This is a genomic window from Lentzea sp. NPDC055074 (assembly GCF_053608005.1).
On sequence record NZ_JBSGUQ010000001.1, the window covers coordinates 771,347 to 791,976 of the forward strand.

Annotated in this window: 19 protein-coding genes and 1 riboswitch; of the genes, 10 read left to right on the top strand and 9 right to left on the bottom strand. The window is 70.7% G+C overall.

Translation table 11 applies throughout. The annotated features are described in order from the left end of the window. Window positions 1-86: 86 nt before the first annotated feature. A complete protein-coding gene (locus ACWF7A_RS03600) occupies window positions 87-1,679 on the top strand; it encodes a long-chain fatty acid--CoA ligase (protein WP_452248825.1) in 1,593 nt (530 codons plus the stop codon). Here ACWF7A_RS03600 and ACWF7A_RS03605 read toward each other — a convergent pair. Beyond that, window positions 1,671-3,350 carry a helix-turn-helix domain-containing protein gene (locus ACWF7A_RS03605; protein WP_452248826.1) on the bottom strand — a complete coding sequence of 560 codons (1,680 nt, stop codon included), beginning with the start codon at window positions 3,348-3,350 and terminating at the stop codon, window positions 1,671-1,673. The two genes, ACWF7A_RS03600 and ACWF7A_RS03605, sit on opposite strands and share 9 nt — an antisense overlap. 144 nt (window positions 3,351-3,494) lie before the next feature. Between ACWF7A_RS03605 and ACWF7A_RS03610 the strand changes: the two genes are divergently transcribed. Both ACWF7A_RS03610 and ACWF7A_RS03615 read left to right on the top strand, forming a co-directional pair. After that, window positions 3,495-4,871: an MFS transporter gene (locus ACWF7A_RS03610; RefSeq protein ID WP_452248827.1), complete on the top strand. Its 1,377-nt coding sequence runs from the start codon at window positions 3,495-3,497 to the stop codon at window positions 4,869-4,871. 13 nt (window positions 4,872-4,884) lie between these two features. Further along, window positions 4,885-6,507: a tannase/feruloyl esterase family alpha/beta hydrolase gene (locus ACWF7A_RS03615; RefSeq protein WP_452248828.1), complete on the top strand. Its 1,623-nt coding sequence runs from the start codon at window positions 4,885-4,887 to the stop codon at window positions 6,505-6,507. Here ACWF7A_RS03615 and ACWF7A_RS03620 read toward each other — a convergent pair. Beyond that, window positions 6,504-7,391 carry a LysR family transcriptional regulator gene (locus ACWF7A_RS03620; protein WP_452248829.1) on the bottom strand — a complete coding sequence of 296 codons (888 nt, stop codon included), beginning with the start codon at window positions 7,389-7,391 and terminating at the stop codon, window positions 6,504-6,506. The genes ACWF7A_RS03615 and ACWF7A_RS03620 overlap by 4 nt on opposite strands. Window positions 7,392-7,473: 82 nt before the next feature. On the opposite strand from ACWF7A_RS03620, the gene ACWF7A_RS03625 reads away from it, so the two are divergent. After that, the gene (locus ACWF7A_RS03625) at window positions 7,474-8,670 is read left to right on the top strand and encodes an MFS transporter (protein ID WP_452248830.1); all 1,197 of its coding nucleotides are present in this window, start codon (window positions 7,474-7,476) and stop codon (window positions 8,668-8,670) included. Here the strand turns inward: ACWF7A_RS03625 and ACWF7A_RS03630 are convergent. Then, window positions 8,651-9,295, bottom strand: coding sequence for a hypothetical protein (locus tag ACWF7A_RS03630; RefSeq protein WP_452248831.1), 645 nt, complete (start codon window positions 9,293-9,295; stop codon window positions 8,651-8,653). The genes ACWF7A_RS03625 and ACWF7A_RS03630 overlap by 20 nt on opposite strands. A gap of 54 nt (window positions 9,296-9,349) precedes the next feature. On the opposite strand from ACWF7A_RS03630, the gene ACWF7A_RS03635 reads away from it, so the two are divergent. Further along, window positions 9,350-9,823, top strand: a complete 474-nt coding sequence (locus ACWF7A_RS03635; protein WP_452248832.1) for a hypothetical protein — start codon at window positions 9,350-9,352, stop codon at window positions 9,821-9,823. Window positions 9,824-9,887: 64 nt separating this feature from the next. On the opposite strand, the gene argG is transcribed toward ACWF7A_RS03635, so the two are convergent. Then, on the bottom strand, window positions 9,888-11,333 hold the full coding sequence (gene argG, locus ACWF7A_RS03640; RefSeq protein ID WP_452248833.1) for an argininosuccinate synthase: 1,446 nt from the start codon (window positions 11,331-11,333) through the stop codon (window positions 9,888-9,890). Between the two features lie 96 nt (window positions 11,334-11,429). Beyond that, entirely contained in the window at window positions 11,430-11,912 is a 483-nt protein-coding gene (locus ACWF7A_RS03645) for a hypothetical protein (RefSeq protein ID WP_452248834.1), read from the bottom strand. Window positions 11,913-11,988: 76 nt separating this feature from the next. On the opposite strand from ACWF7A_RS03645, the gene ACWF7A_RS03650 reads away from it, so the two are divergent. After that, window positions 11,989-12,810, top strand: a complete 822-nt coding sequence (locus tag ACWF7A_RS03650; RefSeq protein WP_452248835.1) for a siderophore-interacting protein — start codon at window positions 11,989-11,991, stop codon at window positions 12,808-12,810. Between the two features lie 26 nt (window positions 12,811-12,836). Here the strand turns inward: ACWF7A_RS03650 and ACWF7A_RS03655 are convergent, their stop codons facing one another. Further along, complete coding sequence (locus tag ACWF7A_RS03655; protein ID WP_452248836.1) at window positions 12,837-13,100, bottom strand: hypothetical protein; 264 nt, start codon at window positions 13,098-13,100, stop codon at window positions 12,837-12,839. A 29-nt stretch (window positions 13,101-13,129) separates the two neighbouring features. Next, window positions 13,130-13,332: riboswitch (cobalamin riboswitch) on the top strand. Window positions 13,333-13,442: 110 nt separating this feature from the next. Here ACWF7A_RS03655 and metE point away from each other — a divergent pair. Together metE and ACWF7A_RS03665 are read left to right on the top strand one after the other, a co-directional pair. After that, window positions 13,443-15,668: a 5-methyltetrahydropteroyltriglutamate--homocysteine S-methyltransferase gene (gene metE, locus ACWF7A_RS03660; protein ID WP_452248837.1), complete on the top strand. Its 2,226-nt coding sequence runs from the start codon at window positions 13,443-13,445 to the stop codon at window positions 15,666-15,668. Between the two features lie 158 nt (window positions 15,669-15,826). Beyond that, window positions 15,827-16,576 carry an NPP1 family protein gene (locus ACWF7A_RS03665; RefSeq protein WP_452248838.1) on the top strand — a complete coding sequence of 250 codons (750 nt, stop codon included), beginning with the start codon at window positions 15,827-15,829 and terminating at the stop codon, window positions 16,574-16,576. 1 nt (window position 16,577) lies between these two features. On the opposite strand, the gene ACWF7A_RS03670 is transcribed toward ACWF7A_RS03665, so the two are convergent. Then, window positions 16,578-17,249, bottom strand: coding sequence for a TetR/AcrR family transcriptional regulator (locus ACWF7A_RS03670; RefSeq protein ID WP_452248839.1), 672 nt, complete (start codon window positions 17,247-17,249; stop codon window positions 16,578-16,580). A gap of 93 nt (window positions 17,250-17,342) precedes the next feature. On the opposite strand from ACWF7A_RS03670, the gene ACWF7A_RS03675 reads away from it, so the two are divergent. Next, window positions 17,343-18,068: an SDR family oxidoreductase gene (locus ACWF7A_RS03675; RefSeq protein WP_452248840.1), complete on the top strand. Its 726-nt coding sequence runs from the start codon at window positions 17,343-17,345 to the stop codon at window positions 18,066-18,068. Next, window positions 18,068-18,940, top strand: a complete 873-nt coding sequence (locus tag ACWF7A_RS03680; RefSeq protein ID WP_452248841.1) for an SDR family NAD(P)-dependent oxidoreductase — start codon at window positions 18,068-18,070, stop codon at window positions 18,938-18,940. Before ACWF7A_RS03675 ends, ACWF7A_RS03680 begins: the two co-directional genes overlap by 1 nt. Here the strand turns inward: ACWF7A_RS03680 and ACWF7A_RS03685 are convergent. Together ACWF7A_RS03685 and msrA are read right to left on the bottom strand one after the other, a co-directional pair. Further along, window positions 18,937-20,139: a polysaccharide deacetylase family protein gene (locus ACWF7A_RS03685; RefSeq protein ID WP_452248842.1), complete on the bottom strand. Its 1,203-nt coding sequence runs from the start codon at window positions 20,137-20,139 to the stop codon at window positions 18,937-18,939. The genes ACWF7A_RS03680 and ACWF7A_RS03685 overlap by 4 nt on opposite strands. Continuing rightward, window positions 20,118-20,615, bottom strand: a complete 498-nt coding sequence (msrA, locus tag ACWF7A_RS03690; protein ID WP_452248843.1) for a peptide-methionine (S)-S-oxide reductase MsrA — start codon at window positions 20,613-20,615, stop codon at window positions 20,118-20,120. The genes ACWF7A_RS03685 and msrA overlap by 22 nt, the downstream gene beginning before the upstream one ends. Between the last annotated feature and the right edge of the window lie 15 nt (window positions 20,616-20,630).

Here is a 20,630-nt window from a genome sequence, read left to right on the forward strand (position 1 = left end):
ACCGCCGGAACCGGTGCAGGAGTGGACGTTTCTCCCCTCTTGCCCGTCCGGGCGCTCACTTAGTGTGACTTGGCATGGACGGGCTGATGCAGCCTCGACCGCTCACCATCGCGCACATCCTCGAGCGGGCCGAGCGACTCCACGCGCACAAGCAGGTCGTGACGGCCGGCGTAGAGCGGGTGACGTACGCCGAGGTGGCGGACCAGACCCGGCGCCTCGCCACGGCACTCGGCTCCCTCGGGGTGCCGGAGGGCGCCAGGGTCGCGACGTTCGCCAGCAACACCCGCCGGCACCTGGAGCTCTACCTGGCGGTGCCGGTCACCAAGCGGGTGCTGCACTCGATCAACATCCGGCTCGCGGCGGACCACCTCGAGTACATCGTCAACCACGCCGAGGACGACGTCGTGTTCGTCGACCGCGCGCTGTTGCCGCGGATCTGGCCGAGCGCCGAGCGGATGCCGAAGGTCCGGTACTGGGTGGTGCTGCCCGACGACAGCGGCGAGGAGGTCCCGGCCGATCCCCGCGTCCTGCACTACGACGACCTGGTCGCGGCCGCCGACCCGTTCGAGGGCTCGTTCGAGGACACCTTCACGCTCGCGGACGAGAACCTGGCCTCGGGGCTCTGCTACACCTCCGGCACGACCGGGCCGCCCAAGGGCGTGCTGTACAGCCACCGGTCGACGATCCTGCACTGCCTGGGCACGCTCGCGGCCGGCTTCATCGGTCTCAGCGAGAGCGACGTCGTGATGCCGATCGTGCCCATGTTCCACGCCAACGCCTGGGGTCTGCCCTACGGCGCGATGATGACGGGCGCGTCGCTGGTGCTGCCCGGTCCGTCCGCCGAGCCGACGCACCTGCTGAAGCTGATGGAGACCGAACGCGTCACCGTCGCCGGCGCCGTGCCGACGGTGTGGACGAGCCTGGTCCCCCAGCTCGCGTTCCACGACCTGGGCGCCACCCGGTTCCTGCTCGGTGGCGGTTCGGTGATCGCCCCGGCGCTGTCGGAGACCTACCGGGCCGCGCTCGGCGTGCCCATCACGCACTCCTGGGGCATGACGGAGATCAGTCCGGTCGGGACGATCGGCGGCACCCGCACCCGGCACCGGGACGCGTCCGAGGCGGAACGGGTGGCCGTGCGGGCGTCGCAGGGCCAGCCCCTGCCGCTCGTGAACCTGCGGATCGCCGACGTCGAGACGGGTCAGGCGCTGCCCCGCGACGGCAAGGCGATCGGCGAGCTCCAGGTGGCCGGCCCCTGGGTCGCGGGCGGGTACTTCGAGGTCGAGTCCGCCGAGAACTTCACCCCGGACGGCTGGCTGCGCACCGGCGACCTCGCCACGATCGACGCCGACGGGTACGTCCGGCTCGTCGACCGGATGAAGGACCTGATCAAGTCCGGCGGCGAGTGGATCTCGTCCGTCGAGCTGGAGAGCGCCCTCACCTCGCACCCCGACGTGGTCGAGGTGGCCGTCGTCGCCCGGCCGGACGAGAGGTGGGGTGAACGCCCGGTCGCCTACGTCGTCCTGCGCGACGGCAGCGCCACCACCGGCGACGAGCTGCTGCGGCACATCACCCCGGCGGTCGCCAAGTGGTGGCTGCCCGACGAGGTCGTCTTCCGGACCGCCCTGCCCAAGACGGGCACGGGCAAGCTGTCGAAGAGCGCCCTGCGCGACTCAGCCTGAGCCGCGCAACCGGAACAGCTCGAGCCCGAGCCGCAGCTCCAGGTCGTTCTCGGTGCGCCAGTCGGCACCGAGGACCTCGCTGACCCGGTCCAGCCGCTTGAGCAACGTGTTGACGTGCACGTGCAACGCCCGTGCGGTCGCGGCGACGTTCGCGCGGTGGTCGTAGTAGGCGGTGAGCGTGCCGACGAGATCGGTGCCACGCCGTTGGTCGTGCTCGGCCAACGGCCCCACGGAGGTGTCGAGGAAGCGGTCGAGCTCGCGGACCCGGTCGGGGTCGAAGACCATGGCGTACAACGCGTACCGACCCGTCGTGACGCCCCTGTCCGTGTGCGCGAGAGCCCGCATGACCGCGCCGCAGCGGCTCGCCAGGGAGTGGGCGCGTGCCCAGTCGTGGCCGATCGCCCGCTCCCCCACGACGACGACGGCACTGCCCAGCGCGCGCCGGAGCCGCCGGTGGACCTCCTCGGCGGTCCGGTCGTCGTCGGTGCTGGGCACGATCATCGTCGCCTTGCCCAGGTGCTCGCCCGCGAGCCCGGCGCGGTCCCGGGCGATCTCGTGCAGGTGCCGTGCGAGATCGGTCGAGGACACCGCCTGCGAGTCCGCGACGAGCACCAGGTTCAGCCGGTCGGCGTCGATGCCCCGTGCTCGGGTGCGGGCGCGCTGGGCCGGGCCGATCCCCGGACCGCCGACCATCAGCTCCGTCAGCAGCTCACCGCTCCACCGCTCGCTCGCCTCGGCGACGGCCCGTTCCTTGAGGATCAGCAACCCCAGGATGTGCGTGGCCCGTTCGAGCGTGCGCAGGTCCATGGCGTCCGAGGCGCCGGTGGCCGCGTCCCTGCTCCACTCCAGCGCGCCGAGGTGGCTGTCGCCCGCCCGGATCGGGGCCACGCTGCGGGCGATCCCGGCGTCGACGGAGGTCGTGACGCGGCCGGAGCGGTCACCGGCGGCGTCGAGCAGCGCGACGGACCCGCCCAGCTGCTCGGCGAGCAACCCGGTGACGTCGTCGGGTGTGCCACCCTCCAGCACCACCCCCGTCAGGGCCTCGTGGATCGCCTGCGCCCGTTCGACGACGGCCACGTGCTCCTCGATCTTGCGGTACGCCACTGTCAGGTCCTGCAACGCGGTCCGGCTCTTCTCGTAGAGGCGGGCGTTGTCCAGGGCCACGGCGGCGTGGTCGGCGAACGCGCTGAGCAACGCGATCTCGCCCGCGTCGAACGAGCGCTCGGAGCGGTACGCGGCGAACAGCGCGCCCACCACCTCGTCCCGGATCACCAGTGGCACACCGAGGAGAGCGACCAGGTCCTCGGTGCCGACGAGCCGGTCGAAGCCCGCGTCGTGGTCGATGTGGGTCGAGGCGGCGTAGTTGCGCACCCACTGCGGCCGCCGGGTCGCGAGCACCTTGCCACCGAGCCCGACCCCGGCCGGGATGGTCGCGCTGAGGAACGCCGCCGAGATCGTCCCCTCCGCCGCCTTGGCCGACAGCCGCCCGTCCGCGACCAGCGAGAGGTACGTGAAGTCCGTGCCCATCAGGTCGTGGGCGTGCCGGACGATCGACTGCAGCACGGCGTCGAGCTCGCCGAGGGCGGTGAGCGACTTGGCCGTGGCGTACAACGACGCCAGTTCGCGCTGGCGGCGCACCAGCTCGTGCGACTCGCTCGGATCGATGGTCACCCCGTCATTGTGGCGCAGTCGCCGGTGGAGGAAAGGGCCACCGAACCAGGGCAAGTGGTGTGTGATCCGGACCTCAACCAGACGGTGTCGCCGCCCTAGCATTGGCCGCCATCACCTGCCGGTTCATCGACGAAGGCGGCATGTATGGCAACCCCTCTGGCCCAGCCCGAAGAACAGTCCGCGCAGCCGGACGCGACCCGGCGCCGCGGCTTCCGCAAGCTGCTGACCGTGGGGCTGGTCGGGAGCTCGATCGAGTGGTACGACTTCTTCCTCTACGGCACGGCGGCCGCGCTCGTGTTCCCCAAGGTGTTCTTCCCGCAGTCCTCGGCGCTGACCGGCACGCTGCTCGCGTTCAGCACGTTCTGGGCGGGTTTCGTGGCACGCCCGGTCGGCGGGGTGCTCGCCGGGCACTTCGGCGACAAGTACGGGCGCAAGCCGGTCGTCGTCGCGTGCCTCGCGCTCATGGGCGCCGCGACGTTCCTGATCGGCTGCCTGCCCAGCGCGTCGTCCGTCGGGGCGCTGGCACCGATCCTGCTGGTGACGCTGCGGTTCCTGCAGGGCCTCGCCGCCGGTGGTCAGTGGGGCGGGATCATGTTGCTGCTGACGGAGTCCGCGAGTCCCAAGCGGCGCGGGTTCGCCGGGACCTTCGGGCAGACCAGCGTTCCCGTCGCGGTGATCATCTCGAACCTGATCTTCGTGGCGGCCAGCGGCCTGATGCCGAACGACGCGTTCCTCAGCTGGGGCTGGCGGATCCCGTTCCTCCTCAGCGTCGTCATGTTCGGGGTCGTGCTCTACATCCAGTCCAAAGTGGAGGACACGCCGGAGTTCCGCGAGCTGCAGAAGGAGGTCGCACGGCCCGAACGCGCCGTGGTCAGGGCTCCGCTCGCGAGCGTCATCCGCAGCCGGTGGGGCACGATCCTGCTGGCGTGCGGCATCCTCTCGGCCACCAACAGCCTCTTCTACGTCAGCATCGCCGGGCTGCTGAACTACGGCACCACCTCCCTGAAGCTCGACCGCAACGGGCTGCTCACGGTCGTGCTGCTCAGCTCCGTGGCGATGCTCGCGGTCCTGCCGTGGTCCGGGTACGTCTCCGACCGGATCGGGCGACGGCCGTTGATCCTCGTCGGGGGCCTGGGTGTCGCGCTGTGGGGGTTCCCGTACTTCGGGCTCGTCAACACCGGGTCGCTGCCGCTGATCTTCGTCGCCGTGGTCGTCGGGTTCATCTTCCAGAGCCTCACGTACGGCCCGATCGCGAGCTTCCTCGGCGAGCTGTTCGCGCCCAACGTCCGCTACTCCGGCGCGTCGCTGTCCTACCAGCTCTCCGCGATCATCATCAGCGGTGGCACGCCGTTCCTGATGACGGCGCTGATCGCCGAGACCGGCAGCACCTGGCCGGTCGCCGCCTACATCACGGCCATGGGGCTGATCACCTTCGTCAGCGCGTGGTTCCTGCCCGAGACGAACCCGGCCGAGGTCCGCGCGGACCCGCAGGCCGTTCCCGGCACGCACCTCTACCGCTGAGAAGGAGACCGGTGTGAAGACTCTCGCAGTGCTCGCGACCTCCGTGCTGCTGCTCGGCGTGGACCCCGCCTCCGCGACGACCCCGCCCCGGAGCGTGCCGTCGTGCGCCTCGCTGGCCCAGCTGGTGATCCCGGCCTCCGTGATCGGCCTGCCCACGACCGGTGGCCGGGTCCAGGCGGCTGCCGTGGTCACCAGTGTCGTGAGTGGACAGGCGATCGAGCACTGCCAGGTCGACGCGGACCTGTACCCGGTCGACCGGTCGGCGCCCGCCATCAAGATGCGGGTCTCCCTGCCGCACGGCTGGAACCGCGGGGCGTTGATGTTCGGTGGCGGTGGGTACAACGGCACGATTCCCGCCCTGACGGGGAACGTGCCGTTCGCCGCCGCGGACGCACTGGCGCCGCTGGCGCGGCGGTACGCGGTGTTCGCCAGCGACTCCGGCCACCAGCAGGGTCCCGGGGCCGTCCCGTCGCTCGACGGCTCGTTCGGCGTCAACGACGAGGCGGTGCGGAACTTCGCCGCCGGGGACGCGCTTAAGAAGACCCACGACGCGAGCCTGTTCCTGATCCGGCGCGCCTACGGGCTCGGTCCCGCGCGGACGTACTTCGCGGGCGGCTCGACGGGCGGCCGTGAGGCTCTCATCGTCGCGCAACGCTGGCCGCGCGCGTTCGACGGCGTGATCTCCGGCTTCCCCGCGTGGAACAACCTCGCCGAAGCCCTGTACCTGGGCCACCTCACGCAGGCCCTGTCCCGGCCCGGCGCGTTCCCCGGACCGGAGAAGCAGAAACTGCTGTACGACACCGTGATCAACGCCTGCGACGGTCTCGACGGGGTGCGGGACGGCGTCGTCTCGAACCTGCGCGGCTGCCACTTCGACCCCCGTGTCCTGCGCTGCCCCGATGGCGCGGACACGGGTCCCACCTGCCTCTCGGACGCCCAGATCGGCGCCGTGACGGCGATGTCCACGCCGTACCGCTGGCCGTACCGGGTCGCCAGCGGGGAGACCCACTACCCGGGCTTCCCGTTCCTGTCCGGCGCGGACATGCGGACGCCGTTCCTCGGGTTCGGCACGACGGCGCCCGCGCACCCGATGCCGGTGACGAGCGGGTACGGGATGCAGTACTGGGACCAGTGGGTCCGGTACTTCCTGACGCGCGACCCCGGCTTCAACTCCCTCGACCTCGATCCCGGCCGTCCCGGTAAGTGGCTCGACCGGATCAGCCACCTGTCGACGATCCAGGACCGCAACAACGTCGACCTGGGCCCGTTCGCGCGCTCCGGCGGCAAGCTGCTCCTGCTGCACGGCGCCGCCGACGAGCTCGTCTCGCACCGTTCGACGAACGACTACTACGAACGCGTGCGCGACCTGCTCGGCCCCCGGACGACCGACGGTTTCCTGAGGTACTACCTGGTTCCGGGCGCCAACCACGCGAACTTCGGCACGCCGTCGTTCGCCGCCGGATGGGACTCGCTGTCGGCGCTGGAAAGCTGGGTCGCGAGTGGACGGTCACCGAAGAACCCCGTCGTGGCCGACGTGACGCACGACCGCACCCGGCCGCTGTGCGAGTACCCGGCCTGGCCCCGGTACCGCGCGGGCGATCCGGACAGCGCGTCGAGCTTCACCTGCGCGCGTTAACGCTTCAGGAACTCGTGCACGACAGCGATCAACGCCCTGGCCGCCGCGGTCGGGGCGCGGTCCGCCGGCCTCGCCAGCCCGATCGGCCAGCGCAGGTCGGCGCCCGTCACCCGGAGCGTGGTGACACCGGGCGCGTCGCCGAGGATGTAGGCGGGCAGCAGCGAGATGCCCAGTCCGTTGCGCACGTAGTCGACGCCGGTGACGATGTCGGACATCTCCAGCGTCACCCGCCGCGGCACGGAGCAGGCGGCGAACGCCCGGTCCGCCACCGCCCGGTTGCCGTAGCCCAGCGGCGAGTCGATGAAGTCCATCCCGGCGAGGGCGGTGATCGGCACCTCGGTCCTGGTCGCGAGCGGGTGGTCGTGGGGCACGACCAGGTCCATCACGGAGTGGGCCAGCTCGTCGAGAACGATCCCGGCCGGCACCTCTCCCGGCAACGACACGAAGGAGAGGTCGAGCCGGCGGTCCAGCAGCTGCTCGACCAGTCCCACCGAACCACCGGTCGCCGCACGCGTGCGCACCAGCACCCCGGGATGGCGGCGGTGGAACTCGCCGAGGAGGCCGGGCAGGTCGATCAGGGTCATCGCGGTCAGCGTGCCGACCCGGACCGTGCCGGTCAGCCCGCCCTCGACCTGGGCCACCGCGTCCCTGGCCTCGGTGACGGCGTCGAGCACCGCCCGCGCCTTCGGCAGCAGCGCCTCCCCCGCGTCGGTCAGCAGGACTCGCTGGGAGTTGCGGTCGAGCAGCGTGGTGCCCAGCTCGCGTTCGAGGGTCTTGATCGCGGCCGAGACGGCGGACTGCACGACGTGCACGCGGGCGGCGGCACGCGTGAAGCTGCTCTCCTCCGCGACCGCGACGAAGTATTCGAGCTGGCGTAGGTCCACACCTGCGAGTATCTCAGATGGTGATGGTGGTGAGCTCCAACTTTCGTTGGACGTGATGCTTGCTGGTCCGCACAGTCGGAGCATGTCCGTCGTTCTTGATTCACCGGTCACACCGCCTGTCGTCAGCAAGCACCACGGGCGCGGGTTCTGGGCCGTCGCCTTCTCGTTCCTCGTCGCGATGGCCTACTCGACCGTCCCGGCCCCGCTGTTCCCTCTCTACGTGGCCCGCGAGGGCTTCTCGACGTTCGCGATCACCGTCGTGTTCGCCGCGTTCGCGGTCGGCGTGGTCATCAGCCTCGTGCTGGCGGGCCACGTGTCGGACCGGCTGGGTCGCAAGACCGTGCTCGTCCCCGCGCTGGGCTTGGAGATCGTCTCCGCGCTGCTGTTCCTGTCCGGCACCTCGCTGCCGGTCCTGGTCGTCGCGCGCGTGGTCAACGGCCTGGGCGTCGGCATGATCGCCGCGACCGCCACCGCCTACCTCCACGACCTGCACGCACGGCACCGCCCCGGAGCCTCACCACGCCGGTTCGAGATCGTGTCGACGGCCGCGAACATCGGCGGTCTCGGCGTCGGAGCCCTGGTCGCCGGGGTGCTCGCGCAGTACGCGACCTCGCCGCTGAGCACTCCCTACGTCGTGCTGGCCGCGCTGCTCGCGGTGAGCGTCGTCGCCGTGGCCCTCACGCCGGAAACCGTTGTGCGCTCCCGGTTCTCGTACCGTCCACAGCGGATCAGCGCCAACCACCTCCCCGCGGCCCTGGGCGCTTTCACGGCGTTCGCGGTGTTCGGCGTGTTCACGTCCGTCGCGCCGGGCTTCGTGGCGGGCGAGCTGCACCACCCGTCACGGCTGCTGGCCGGGCTCGTGGTGTTCGTCGTGTTCGGTGGCGCGGCCTTCGCGCAGACGGTGACGGGAGGCCTGCCGGTCCTTTCGAGGCGCCGGCTCGGCCTGGGCGGGCAGGCGATCGGCCTGCTGCTGGTCGTCGCCGGGATGTACGCGACGAGCTTCCCGTTGTTCCTGCTCGGCGGCGCGGTGGCCGGGGTCGGGGCGGGCGTGCAGTTCAAGGCGTCGGTCGCGGCGGTGTCGGCGATGGCCGCGCCGGAGAAGCGCGGCGAGGCGCTGGCGGGCCTGTTCTTCGTCGCCTACCTGGGGCTGAGCGTGCCGTCGCTGTCGATCGGGCTGGCGACGCGGTTCCTCGCGCCGACGACGGTGATGGCGTGGTTCGCCGCGATCGTGCTCGTGATGCTGGGAGGGGTGGCGGCGCTCAGTCGACGTGCGTCGTGATCGGGTGCCGGACGTCCTTCGTGCACGTGAGGACGTTCAGGTTGCCCTCGCGGCCGAACTCCCACTCGACGTCGTCACCGGACGGTTCGTGGGTGGCGAGCGAGAGGGTCTGGCGTTGCCCGGCGCCGCACTCCGGGCACTCGAACTCGATCGGGCCGCTCTGCCACCACGGCGTGAAGCCGCCGATCTTCGTGCCGCCGGAGACCTTCGACTCGTGCTCGGTGTACCGGATCGGTTCGAGCACGTTCACCGTCGGGACGTAGATCTCCTCCTGCGCCGACGGTTCCGGCTCCTCCTCGATCAGCTCGACCACCGTCGTGGAGTCGCGCCACACGAGACGGACGGCCGGGCCGCAGGCGTGTGGGAGGTCGTGGTGGAGCGTGCAGAGGAAGACCTGGAGCAGGTCCGTGCCGCCGGGGAACGGCAGCTCCGGGAACTCGCGCTGGTAGAGCTGCACGGCGCCGACGAACGGTTCCGGGGTGTGGGACGCGTCCTCGCACCGCGGCCAGGGGTCGTCGATCGGCCACAGCATCGGGCCGCCGATGTGGCTGTCGGCGTCCGTCGGGTCGCCTTCGAGCGGGTTCAGCAGGACCGCGGGCCTCGCCCGCTCAGCCTCGATCGACACAAGCCGCAACCCTAGCGGGGTAACGATGCCGGGGGTGCGGCCGACCTCGGGGGCATGAGGTTCTCGATCACAGCTCTGCTCGCCGCCGTGCTCGTGGCGGGCTGCACCCCGGAGGTCACCGGGTCCGGTTCGGCCACCACTCCCCAGGAGACGACCAGTCCTCAGGAGACGACCGGTCAGCAGGAGACCGCGGCGCCGACGACCACTGCGGCGGCGACCGCTCTGAACGGCGTGTCGCCGGACGAGTACGAGAGCCTGCCCTCGCAGTTCTGCGAGCGGCCGTTCACCGGCGCGCTCGGCAAACCGATGCTGGCCGTAGTGGTGGAGACCCCGGCGGGCAGGCTCACCTGCGACCAGGCCGGGGCGGTGCTGTTCGACTACTACGCGCAGCGGTCGGAGCCGAAGACCGGGTTGCCGCCGGTCGAGATCGGGCCGATGTCCTGCAACCAGGTCGCCGAGGGGATCATGCCGCAGGTCGTGTGCGCCGACGCGGAGAACGTCATCTACTCGATGTGGCCCCAAACCTGAGGACGCGGACCTGACGCGAACGGGGCGGGGCGACCCGTGGTCGCCCCGCCCCGCCGCTTCGTGATCAGTCCGTGCCGAACTCCATGGCCGCCGCGTCGAGCAGCTCGTCGGCCTCCGACACCTCACCGCGCGAGGCGATGGCCTCCGCGCCGCCGTCCGGCACGTCGCCGATCAGCTGCGTCGGCTCGGGCTGGGCGGAGATGAGCGCCGACTGGCGGGTGCCGACCATGCCGAGGCCCGCGAAGAGCTCCAGCTTGGCGCGCGAGTCCGCGATGTCGAGGTTGCGCATGGTCAGCTGGCCGATGCGGTCGACGGGGCCGAAGGCCGAGTCCTCGGTGCGCTCCATCGACAGCTTGTCCGGGTGGTAGCTGAACGCCGGGCCGGACGTGTCGAGGATCGAGTAGTCGTCGCCCCGGCGCAGCCGCAGCGTGACCTCGCCGGTGATCGCGGCGCCGACCCAGCGCTGCAGCGACTCGCGCAGCATCAGCGACTGCGGGTCGAGCCAGCGGCCCTCGTACAGCAGCCTGCCGAGCTTGCGGCCCTCGTTGTGGTACGCCGCGACGGTGTCCTCGTTGTGGATCGCGTTCACGAGACGGTCGTAGGCGATGTAGAGCAGCGCCATGCCGGGCGCCTCGTAGATGCCGCGGCTCTTGGCCTCGATGATGCGGTTCTCGATCTGGTCGGACATGCCGAGCCCGTGGCGGCCACCGATGGCGTTCGCCTCCAGCACGAGGTCGACGGCGTCGCCGAACTCCTTGCCGTTGATGGTGACCGGCCGGCCCTGGTCGAAGCCGATGGTGACGTCCTCGGTCGCGATCTCGACCGACGGGTCCCAGAACTTGACGCCCATGATCGGCTCGACGATCTCGATGCCCTCGTTGAGCAGCTCGAGCGACTTGGCCTCGTGCGTCGCGCCCCAGATGTTCGCGTCGGTCGAGTACGCCTTCTCGACGCTCGACCGGTACGGCAGGTCACGCTCGAGCAGCCACTCGGACATCTCCTTGCGGCCGCCGAGCTCCGTCACGAACGCGGCGTCGAGCCACGGCTTGTAGATCCGCAGCGACGGGTTCGCGAGCAGGCCGTAGCGGTAGAACCGCTCGATGTCGTTGCCCTTGTAGGTGGAGCCGTCGCCCCAGATCTGCACGTCGTCGTCGAGCATGGCGCGCACGAGCATGGTGCCCGTGACGGCCCGCCCGAGCGGAGTCGTGTTGAAGTACGCGCGGCCACCGGACCGGATGTGGAACGCGCCGCAGGCGAGCGCCGCGAGACCTTCCTCGACGAGCGCGGAGCGGCAGTCGACCAGACGCGCGATCTCGGCACCGTAGGTACCGGCGCGGCTCGGGACCGTGTCGATCTCGGGCTCGTCGTACTGGCCGATGTCCGCGGTGTACGTGCAGGGCACAGCGCCCTTCTCACGCATCCACGCGACCGCGACGGAGGTGTCGAGACCACCGGAGAAGGCGATGCCGACGCGTTCGCCGGCGGGAAGTGAAGTGAGCACCTTGGACACGTTGAGAATTATGCACGACGATGTATGACAATGCACGTCGGGGTGGTTGTTAGCTGCGCCTCACGCCCGTTTCCCCAGGTCAAACCGGGAAGAACGTCACCGCGGCGGGTCCAGCTCGTCCGCCCGCTCCTGCATCCGACGCACCCCGTCCTCGTGCTCGGCCGCCCGCATGGCCGTGATCGCCGCGTACAGGTGCGCCCCCGTGTACGGATCCTCCTCCTTGCGCTCGTACACCTCCCCCAAGGTCGCGTTGTACATCGCGTGGGACATGGCCGCGAGCAGGGCGCGGGTGCGCGCCGCCACCCCCTTGGGCGCGCCGGCGTCGATGATCGGGGTGACCCGCTCCCACACCTCGTCCGGCGGGCCGGGCGGGTAGATCTGGTTGAGCGCCAGCAGGCCGTTCTCCAGCGCGCCCATCACCAGCCAGGTCTCGTCCCGGTCGCGCGGCATCAGCCTCTCGACGCGCTCGGCGTCGCGCTGGTGGTAGGCGATGGCGAGCCGCAGTCCGATGGCCTGGCTGCGGTTCCTGCTCTCGGGCTCTTCGAACCACCATTGTTGTTGCGCGGTCCTGGGGAACATGTCCGCAGTGTGCGCCCTCGGTCTCGATTTCGCCCGACTATTTAGGTAAGCCTAACCAAACGTGTACGGTGCGGGCATGTCGCGCTACTCCGCCTTCGAACGGTTCACCGTCAAGGCCGCCACCAAGGCCGCCGAGATGATGATGGCGCCCGCGAACCGTCGCGAGGTCTTCGACCAGTTCGTCATGTCCGTGACGGCGGTGAGCGAGCTCGGCGACCACATGCGCCGGATCACCTTCCACGCGCCGGAGTTCGAGTCGTTCGCGGTCACGGGGCCGGACGAGTACTTCGGGCTGCTGATGGCGACGGGCCGCGAGCTCGTCATGCCGGCCGACGACCGCATCAACGTCCGCACGTCGTTGCGCGCGATGCCGGAGGAGACGCGGCCCGACCTGCGCTGGTACACGGTGCGCGCGCACCGGCCCGAGGTCGCCGAGATCGACGTCGACTTCGTCGTGCACGGTGACGCCGGGCCCGGCACGCGGTGGGCGCGGCGGGCGAGCGCCGGGGACGAGGCGGGGTTCCGCGCCGGTGGCTCGGCCTACCGGCCGCCCGCCGAGGGGGCCGTGCTGCTCGCGGCCGATGAGACGGCGTTGCCCGCGCTCGCGGCGATCCTCGAGGCCGAGACCCGGCCGGTGCACGTGTTCGCCGAGGTGCCGGACGAGTCGTACCGGGTCGACCTCGACGCGGAGTGGGTGTTCCGCGGGGACGGCGAGCCCGGATCCGCTGTGGTCGAGGCGATCCAGGACAAGGCGCTGTCCACTGTGGAGTACGCCTGGGCGTGCGGGGAGTCGGCGCTCGCGACCGGGGTGCGGCGGCACCTCGTCAAGGACCGCGGGGTGGACCGAAAGGCGATCATGTTCAGCGGTTACTGGAAGGTCGGCTCAGCCCGCGGGTGAGACGGCGCTGAGCCGCGACGTCCCGGTCACCACGGGTCGGTCGGCGCGATCCCGTGCCGGTGCCCGTGGACGGCGACCACGATCCGTTCGAGGTCGTCGGCGGCGGCCGGGGACCGGGGCTCGTGGTCCGCGGCCGTCAGCAGCGTCGGGTAGCCGGCGCTGCCCTGCGGCGGCGGGTAGCCGTTGACGGGTAGCAGCACGGCGCCGAGGCGGCGGTAGAACGCGATGCGGCGGTGGCGGATCCGTTCCTCGTCCGGGTTGAGCGATCTCACCATCCAGTACGCCGACATGGCGCTGGGCATGCTCGGCGCGGCCCGCTAGTCTCGATCACGCCAGCGGTTCACCCCGGTCCTCCGGGGTGGAGCAAAAGGGAACCCGGTGCGAGTCCGGGACTGCCCCGCAGCGGTGAGTGGGAACGAAAGCCGTCAACAGCACTGGGTCGGGAGACCTGGGAAGCGACGGCCGGTAGGAGTGTGCACGGCGCCCACGAGTCCGAAGACCTGCCGCAGGTCCGTGCACCGAACCCGGTGCGCGGTGCTCCGGAGCCTCTCGGGCGGGCTGACGGGTGCGGCTTCCGTGCTGCGCTGCTCGTGGGACTCCGGTGCTTCCGCACGCTCGCGAGGAGAGAGCCTGTGACCATCGGCAGCACCGTTCTCGGCTACCCCCGGATCGGACCGAAGCGCGAACTGAAGCGCGCGGTCGAGCGGTACTGGGCCGAGACGATCGACGAAGCCGCCCTGCGGGAGACCGCGCGACGGCTCAGGGCTCAGACCTGGGCCGAACTGTCCGAACTGGACTCGATCCCGTCCGGCACGTTCTCGTTCTACGACCAGGTGCTCGACACCGCCCAGCTGTTCGGCGTGATCCCGCAACGGTTCCGCGACCTGGGTCTGTCCGAACTGGACACCTACTTCGCGGCGGCACGCGGCCGGAACGGCGCCGCGGCCCTGGAGCTGACGAAGTGGTTCGACACGAACTACCACTACCTGGTGCCGGAGCTGGGCCCGGACACCGAGTTCCGCCTCTCCGGTGACAGGCCGGTCGCCGAGTACCGCGAGGCCCGCGCCCTCGGCGTCACGACCAGGCCGGTGCTGCTCGGCCCGGTGACGTTCCTGTTGCTGGCCAAGGGCACCACGCCGGGCTTCGACCCGGTGACGCTGCTCGACGGCCTGCTGGAGGTCTACGTCGAGCTGCTCGGCCGGCTGAGGGTCGAGGGCGTCGGGTGGGTGCAGCTCGACGAACCGGCGTTCGCCGCCGACCGCAGCCCCGCCGAGCTCGACGCCCTGAAGCGGGCCTACCGCACGCTGGGTGGCCTGCCCGGCCGGCCGAAGCTGCTCGTCACCGGCTACTACGGCGACCTGGGCGAGGCGTTGCCGATCCTCGCCCAGTCGCCGGTCGAGGCGATCGGCCTCGACCTCGTCAGCGCGCCGGACACGCCGGTCGCGATCCCCGCGCTGCGCGACAAGATCCTCGTCGCCGGGCTGGTCGACGGCCGCAACGTGTGGCGCACCGACCTGCACGCGGCGTTGGCGAAAGCCGTGTCGTTGCTGGGGTTCGCGCGCGAGGTCGTCGTCTCGTCGTCCTCGACGCTGCTGCACGTGCCGTACGACCTGGAGGCCGAGAACCTAGAACCGGACGTGCAGGCGCGGTTGGCGTTCGCGCGGCAGAAGGTCCGCGAGATCGTGGTGCTGGGCAACGCCCTGCGCGGCGAGGCCGGCGGCGCGTGGACGGACGAGGCGAAGCGCCCGGTGCCGAGCCCGCACCGTGACGACCACGTCCGGGCGCGCGTCGAGTCGCTGCGGCCGGAACACCGCGTCCGCGCGCCCTACGAGGAACGTGCCGCCGCGCAACAGGCCCGGCTGGGACTGCCGCCGCTCGCGACCACGACGATCGGCTCGTTCCCGCAGACCGGTGACCTCCGCAGGGCGCGCGCGGCGGTCCGCGGCGGCGAGATCACCGAGGACGAGTACGGGCAGCGGATGCGCGACGAGATCGGTCGCGTGATCGGCCTGCAGGAGGACATCGGCCTCGACGTGCTGGTGCACGGCGAGCCCGAGCGCAACGACATGGTCCAGTACTTCGCCGAGCACCTGGAGGGCTTCGCCAGCACGGAGTTCGCGTGGGTGCAGTCGTACGGGTCGAGGTGCGTGCGGCCGCCGATCATCCACGGCGACGTCTCGCGCCCGAAGCCGATGACGGTGCCGTGGAGCACGTACGCGCAGTCGCTGACCTCCAAGCCGGTCAAGGGCATGCTGACCGGCCCGGTGACGATCCTCGCGTGGTCGTTCGTGCGCGACGACCAGCCGCTGGCCGACACGGCGGCCCAGGTGGCGCTGGCGCTGCGGGACGAGATCCGCGACCTGGAGGCCGCCGGGATCCGCGTGGTCCAGGTCGACGAACCGGCGTTGCGCGAGCTGCTCCCGTTGCGCCGGAAGGACCAGCCCGCGTACCTGGAGTGGTCGGTCGGCGCGTTCCGGCTCGCCACCTCGGGCGCCACGACGGGCACCCAGGTGCACACCCACCTGTGCTACTCGGAGTTCGGCGAGGTGATCGGCGCGATCTCCGACCTCGACGCCGACGTCACGACGATCGAGGCCGCGCGGTCCAAGATGGAGATCCTGGAGGACCTGGAGTTCCCGCGCGGCATCGGTCCCGGCGTCTACGACATCCACTCGCCGCTGGTGCCGGGCGAGGACGAGATCGTCTCGCTGATCACCGAGGCGGTGCGCGCGGTGCCGGGTGAACGTTTGTGGATCAACCCCGACTGCGGACTGAAGACGCGCGGTTACGCCGAGGTGGAGCCCGCGTTGCGGAACCTGGTCGCCGCGGCGCGTCGCATGCGGTCAGAGCTGGGCTGATGAGAGCGCGACCTCGGGACGGGATCGATTCCGTCCCGAGGTTGTGAATTTCCCGGTATGGCAAAGATTTGGCGAACCACCTAGACGTGAACGTGGTTCATGTACCACCTTCTGCCTCGCACGCCTCTCCGCTCCCCTGCACATCCGGAGGCCTGAAGTTGAGGAAGAAGCTCCTGACCGCGCTCGCCGGCGCCCTGCTGATCACGGCACTGTTCCCCGGCATCGCGCTCGCCGACCCGCCCCGGGCCATCCCCGCGAACTTCGAGGAGGCCGACGGCAGGTGGCAGCCGGCGTTCGACTACGACGGCGACGGCTGCTACCCCACGCCGGCGATCTCGCCGAACGGTGACATCGCGCCCGGCCTGAAGAACTCGGGCGCGCTGAACGGCAACTGCCACGACCAGTCCGACCTGGACAACACCAACTCCTACAGCCGGTCCAAGTGCAACAACGGCTGGTGCGCCTACCTGTACGACCTGTACTTCGAGAAGGACCAGGCCGTCCCGATCTGGGACTGCTGCGGTCACCGCCACGACATCGAGCACGTGGTGGTCTGGGTGCAGAACGACGTGGCCCAGTACGTCTCGACGTCGGAGCACGGCAAGTACAAGACCCACCCGCGCGCGAACGTGCAGTGGGAAGGCACCCACCCGAAGATCATCTACCACAAGGACGGTGCCAGCACGCACTGCTTCCGGCTCGCGGGCGCGGGTGAGCAGGCGGAGAACCACTACGGGGTCTACCAGTACCCCGACCTGGTCAGCTGGGACCGCTTCCCCGCCGGGGTGCGCGACAAGCTCGTGAACGCGAACTTCGGCAGCGCGTCCCTGGCGATCAAGGACGGCGCGTTCAACCACAACCTCGGCCAGGCCAAGCCGGCCGGGATCGCGTTCGACCCGAACGCTTAGGTCACTTCGCCACTCGGTCGAGCCACTCGGCCAGGAGGACCCGTTCCGCGTGCGAGAGCATCCGGGGCGGGTCCTCCTGCAGTGCGGCCCTGAGCGCGATCGCGCGGCTCGGGATGTCCGTCGGGCCGCCCGGTGAGGCGTCCGCCGTGATCGCCCTGATCACGTTCTCGCGCGTGAACGTGATGAGCCCCAGGTCGCGGTCCGCCTCCGGCGTCGCGATGAGCGCCAGCACCACACCCAGCCCCGTCGCGTGCACGAACTGCGCCGCCTGCTCCACCGGGACCGTCAGGCGGCCCGCCGCCGCGATGCGGCCGATGATCTCGCGGAGCATCGAGTCCGCCTCCAGCCGCGCCGCGCGCTTGCGCGGCTCGCCGTACATCAGCAGGTAGAACGCGGGACGCGCCAGGCCGAAGCCGATGTGCAGGTCCCAGCCCCGGCGCAGGTCGTCCACGGGGTCGTCGCCCGCGCCCATCGCGTGCTTGTCCTCGAGGTAGCCGGAGAAGCCGAACGCCGCCACGGCGTCGAGCAGCCCGTCCTTGTCCCCGAACAGGCGGTACAGCGTCGGTGCCTGCACACCCGCGGCCGCGGCGACCGCGCGCGTCGAGACCGCTTCCTTGCCGCCCTCGACGAGCAGGTCGGCCGCGGCCCTCACCAGACGCTCCCTCGTGTCCATGTAACGACGATAACACATCAGCAGTAGCGCTGATTCGATATCGATGCTACGTTGATTGAGGTATCAGCGGAAACACCAGCTAGGAGCATCGACATGACTCGCGTAGCGATCGTCACCGGCGGATCGAGGGGCATCGGGCGGGCAGCCGCCGAGCGCCTCGCCGCCGACGGAACAGCCGTTGTCATCGTGTACGCCGGCAACAAGGCCGCCGCCGACGAGACCGTGGAGAAGATCAGGGCGAACGGCGGCCAAGCCGTCGCCGCGCAGGCCGACGTCGGCGACGAGGTTGGCGTCACCGCCGCGTTCGACCTCGCGCAGGAGACGTTCGGCGGCGTCGACGTCGTCGTGAACTCCGCGGGCATCATGCCGCTCGGCACCGTCGCGGACATGGACCTCGACACGTTCGACAAGATCATGCGCACCAACGCCCGCGGCACGTTCGTCGTGTCCCAGCAGGCGGCGCGCAGGCTGCGTGACGGTGGCGCCGTCATCAACGTCTCGTCGTCCGTGGTGGGCCTGCGCTTCCCGCAGTACGGCGCCTACGCCATGTCGAAGGGCGGCGTCGAGGCGCTGACCCTGATCCTCGCCCGGGAGCTGCGCGGCCGCGACATCACCGTGAACACCGTCGCCCCCGGCCCCACGGCCACCGACCTGTTCCTCGACGGCAAGGACCAGGCCACCATCGACACCCTCGCGAAGCAGCCCCCGCTGGAGCGTCTCGGCTCCACCGGCGACATCGCCGAGGTCATCTCCTTCCTGGCCGGTCCCGCGCGCTGGATCAACGGCCAGACCATTCGTGCGAACGGAGGCATCATCTGATGGGCGAGGTCATCGTCGTCACGGGAGCGTCCAGCGGCTTCGGCGCCCTGGCGGTGCGCAGGCTCGCGCTCGCCGGTCACACCGTCTACGCGGGCATGAGGGAGACCTCCGGCCGCAACGCGCCCGCGGTCGCCGATCTGCGGGCCTTCGGGTCCGGCAACAAGGCCGACGTGCACGCCGTCGAGCTGGACGTGCAGTCGCAGGAGTCGGCGGACGCCGCGATCGGCACGATCATCTCCGAGCAGGGGCACCTGGACGTGGTCGTGCACAACGCGGGCCACATGGTCACCGGCCCGGCCGAGGCCTTCACACCCGAGCAGTACGCGGCGCTCTACGACGTCAACGTCCTGGGCACGCAGCGCGTGAACCGGGCGGCCCTCCCGCACCTGCGCGGACGGCGTTCCGGCCACGTCGTGTGGGTCGGCTCGAGCTCGACGCGCGGCGGCACTCCCCCGTACCTCGCGCCGTACTTCGCGGCCAAGGCGGCCATGGACGCGGTCGCCGTCTCGTACCGCGCCGAGCTGCTGCGGTTCGGCATCGAGACCACGATCGTCGTGCCGGGCGCGTTCACCCACGGCACCAACCACTTCGCGCACTCCGGCACGCCTGCGGACACCTCACGCGCCGCCGAGTACGAGGAGTTCTACCCCGGCCTGATGGACCAGGTCGGCAGCCGTCTCGCGGAGCTGGAGCCGTCGTGGGCGGACGTCGGTGCCGTGGCGGACGCGATCGTGGACGTGGTGGGCGCGGCGAAACCGCCGTTCCGCGTGCACGTCGACCCCTCCGCCGACGGTGCCGAGGTCGTGAACGCGGTGGCGGACCGGGTGCGCGGCGAGTTCCTGCGCCGGGTGGAGCTGGCCGACCTGATCTAACGGCTGTTGAGGAGCGCGGACACCGTCAGGAACCGGTAACCGCGCTCCTTCAGCCCGGTGATGACGGGCTCGAGCGCCTGCCGGGTCTGTTCCCGTGCCGCGTACATGGGGTGGAGCAGGATGATCGAGCCCGGCTTGGTCTCTTTCAGCGTCCGCTGGGTGATCTCCTGTGCGGTGGGAGTGCCCGCGGAGTCAGGTTCCACGTCCCACATGACCGTCGTGCGGCCGTGTTCCTCCAGGTAGTGCGGCAGGGCGAAGAGCTTCTTGCCGTTGGGCGGGCGGAAGTGGATGTCGCCTTGGTAGCCGGTCCTGCGGATCTGGGCGTCGGTGTCCTCGACCTCCTTCGCCACGGTGCCGGGCAGGACGCCGATCATCCTCGGGTGGTTGTAGGTGTGGTTGCCGATCTCGTGCTCGGCTTCCGCGATCCGCCGGCCCAGTTCGGGGTGCTTCTCCAGGTCTCGGCCCATCAGGAAGAAGGTGGCCGGGACGTTCTCGGCTTTCAGCAGGTCCAGGACCATCTGGGCGCCGGCGGGATCCGGGCCGTCGTCGAAGGTCAGGGCCACGACCTTCTCGTTGGTCTCCACGCGGTCGACCAGGTCACCGAAGAACTGGAACGTTCGGGCGCCGGCGATGTTCCACAGGGTTGCCGCGGTGATCAGCACCAAGGTGAGACTCACCGCCGTGACGATCGTCGGCTTGCGGCGCAACCACTTCATGCGCCCACTATGCCCGGTCCGCAGCACCCCGTCGTCCAGCGGCACGCAGCGGATCCCGCCCTTGCCCCGCAACGCCCTGAAGGCCCCCGGAGCGATCACCTGATCCATCCAGGCGCAGGGGTTCGCCGGGCGGTGGACCTCGAACCGCACCGGCCCGTCCCCGCTGTCCAGGCCGAACACGGTCCCGCGCGGCAGCGAGTCCACGTCGAACCCCCGCACGACGACGTTGCGGCGTGCCACGAGCGGATCGACCGGCCACGCGGCCAGCGACTCGGCCGCGATGAAGGTGACCGCGGCGTTGCGGTGCGCGGGGTGGTTGAAGTAGCGGTCCCCCACGACGCCCAGGCCCGCGCGGACGACGACGTGGTCGCGCGACACGGGCCCCGGATCGGGACGAGGGCCGTCCGGCGGACGGCCCTCGAAGGCGTGCACGGGTGAGACGTGCAGCGCCACGACCTCGATCAACGCTCGCCGAGCTGCCACTCCGGCCGCACGTAGTGGCACGTGTAGCCGTTCGGGTAGCGCTCGAGGTAGTCCTGGTGCTCCGGCTCGGCCAGCCAGAAGTCCGACTCCTGCGTGACCTCGGTGACGACCTTGCCCGGCCACTTGCCGGAGGCGTCGACGGCCGCGATCGTCTCCTCCGCGACCTTCTTCTGGGTGTCGTCGGTGTAGAAGATCGCCGAGCGGTAGCCCGCTCCGATGTCGTTGCCCTGACGGTTGCGGGTCGACGGGTCGTGGATCTGGAAGAAGAACTCCAGGACCTGCCGGTAGCTGAGCTGCTCGGGGTCGAACACGATCTCGATGGCCTCGGCGTGGTTGCCGTGGCGGCGGTACGTGGCGTTCGGCGTGCTCGGGTCGCCGGTGTACCCGACGCGCGTGGAGACGACGCCGGGGTGGCGGCGGAACAGGTCCTGCATGCCCCAGAAACAGCCGCCCGCGAGAACAGCCTTCTCCGTCACAGTGTCACTCCTCTT

Coding starts and splice junctions, on each gene's coding strand:
- ACWF7A_RS03600 (WP_452248825.1), top strand. CDS start 87: ATGCAGCCTCGACCGCTCACCATCGCGCACATCCTCGAGCGGGCCGAG.
- ACWF7A_RS03675 (WP_452248840.1), top strand. CDS start 17,343: ATGACTCGCGTAGCGATCGTCACCGGCGGATCGAGGGGCATCGGGCGG.
- ACWF7A_RS03645 (WP_452248834.1), bottom strand. CDS start 11,912: ATGTTCCCCAGGACCGCGCAACAACAATGGTGGTTCGAAGAGCCCGAG.
- ACWF7A_RS03635 (WP_452248832.1), top strand. CDS start 9,350: ATGAGGTTCTCGATCACAGCTCTGCTCGCCGCCGTGCTCGTGGCGGGC.
- ACWF7A_RS03650 (WP_452248835.1), top strand. CDS start 11,989: ATGTCGCGCTACTCCGCCTTCGAACGGTTCACCGTCAAGGCCGCCACC.
- ACWF7A_RS03655 (WP_452248836.1), bottom strand. CDS start 13,100: ATGTCGGCGTACTGGATGGTGAGATCGCTCAACCCGGACGAGGAACGG.
- ACWF7A_RS03610 (WP_452248827.1), top strand. CDS start 3,495: ATGGCAACCCCTCTGGCCCAGCCCGAAGAACAGTCCGCGCAGCCGGAC.
- ACWF7A_RS03670 (WP_452248839.1), bottom strand. CDS start 17,249: ATGGACACGAGGGAGCGTCTGGTGAGGGCCGCGGCCGACCTGCTCGTC.
- ACWF7A_RS03625 (WP_452248830.1), top strand. CDS start 7,474: ATGTCCGTCGTTCTTGATTCACCGGTCACACCGCCTGTCGTCAGCAAG.
- ACWF7A_RS03680 (WP_452248841.1), top strand. CDS start 18,068: ATGGGCGAGGTCATCGTCGTCACGGGAGCGTCCAGCGGCTTCGGCGCC.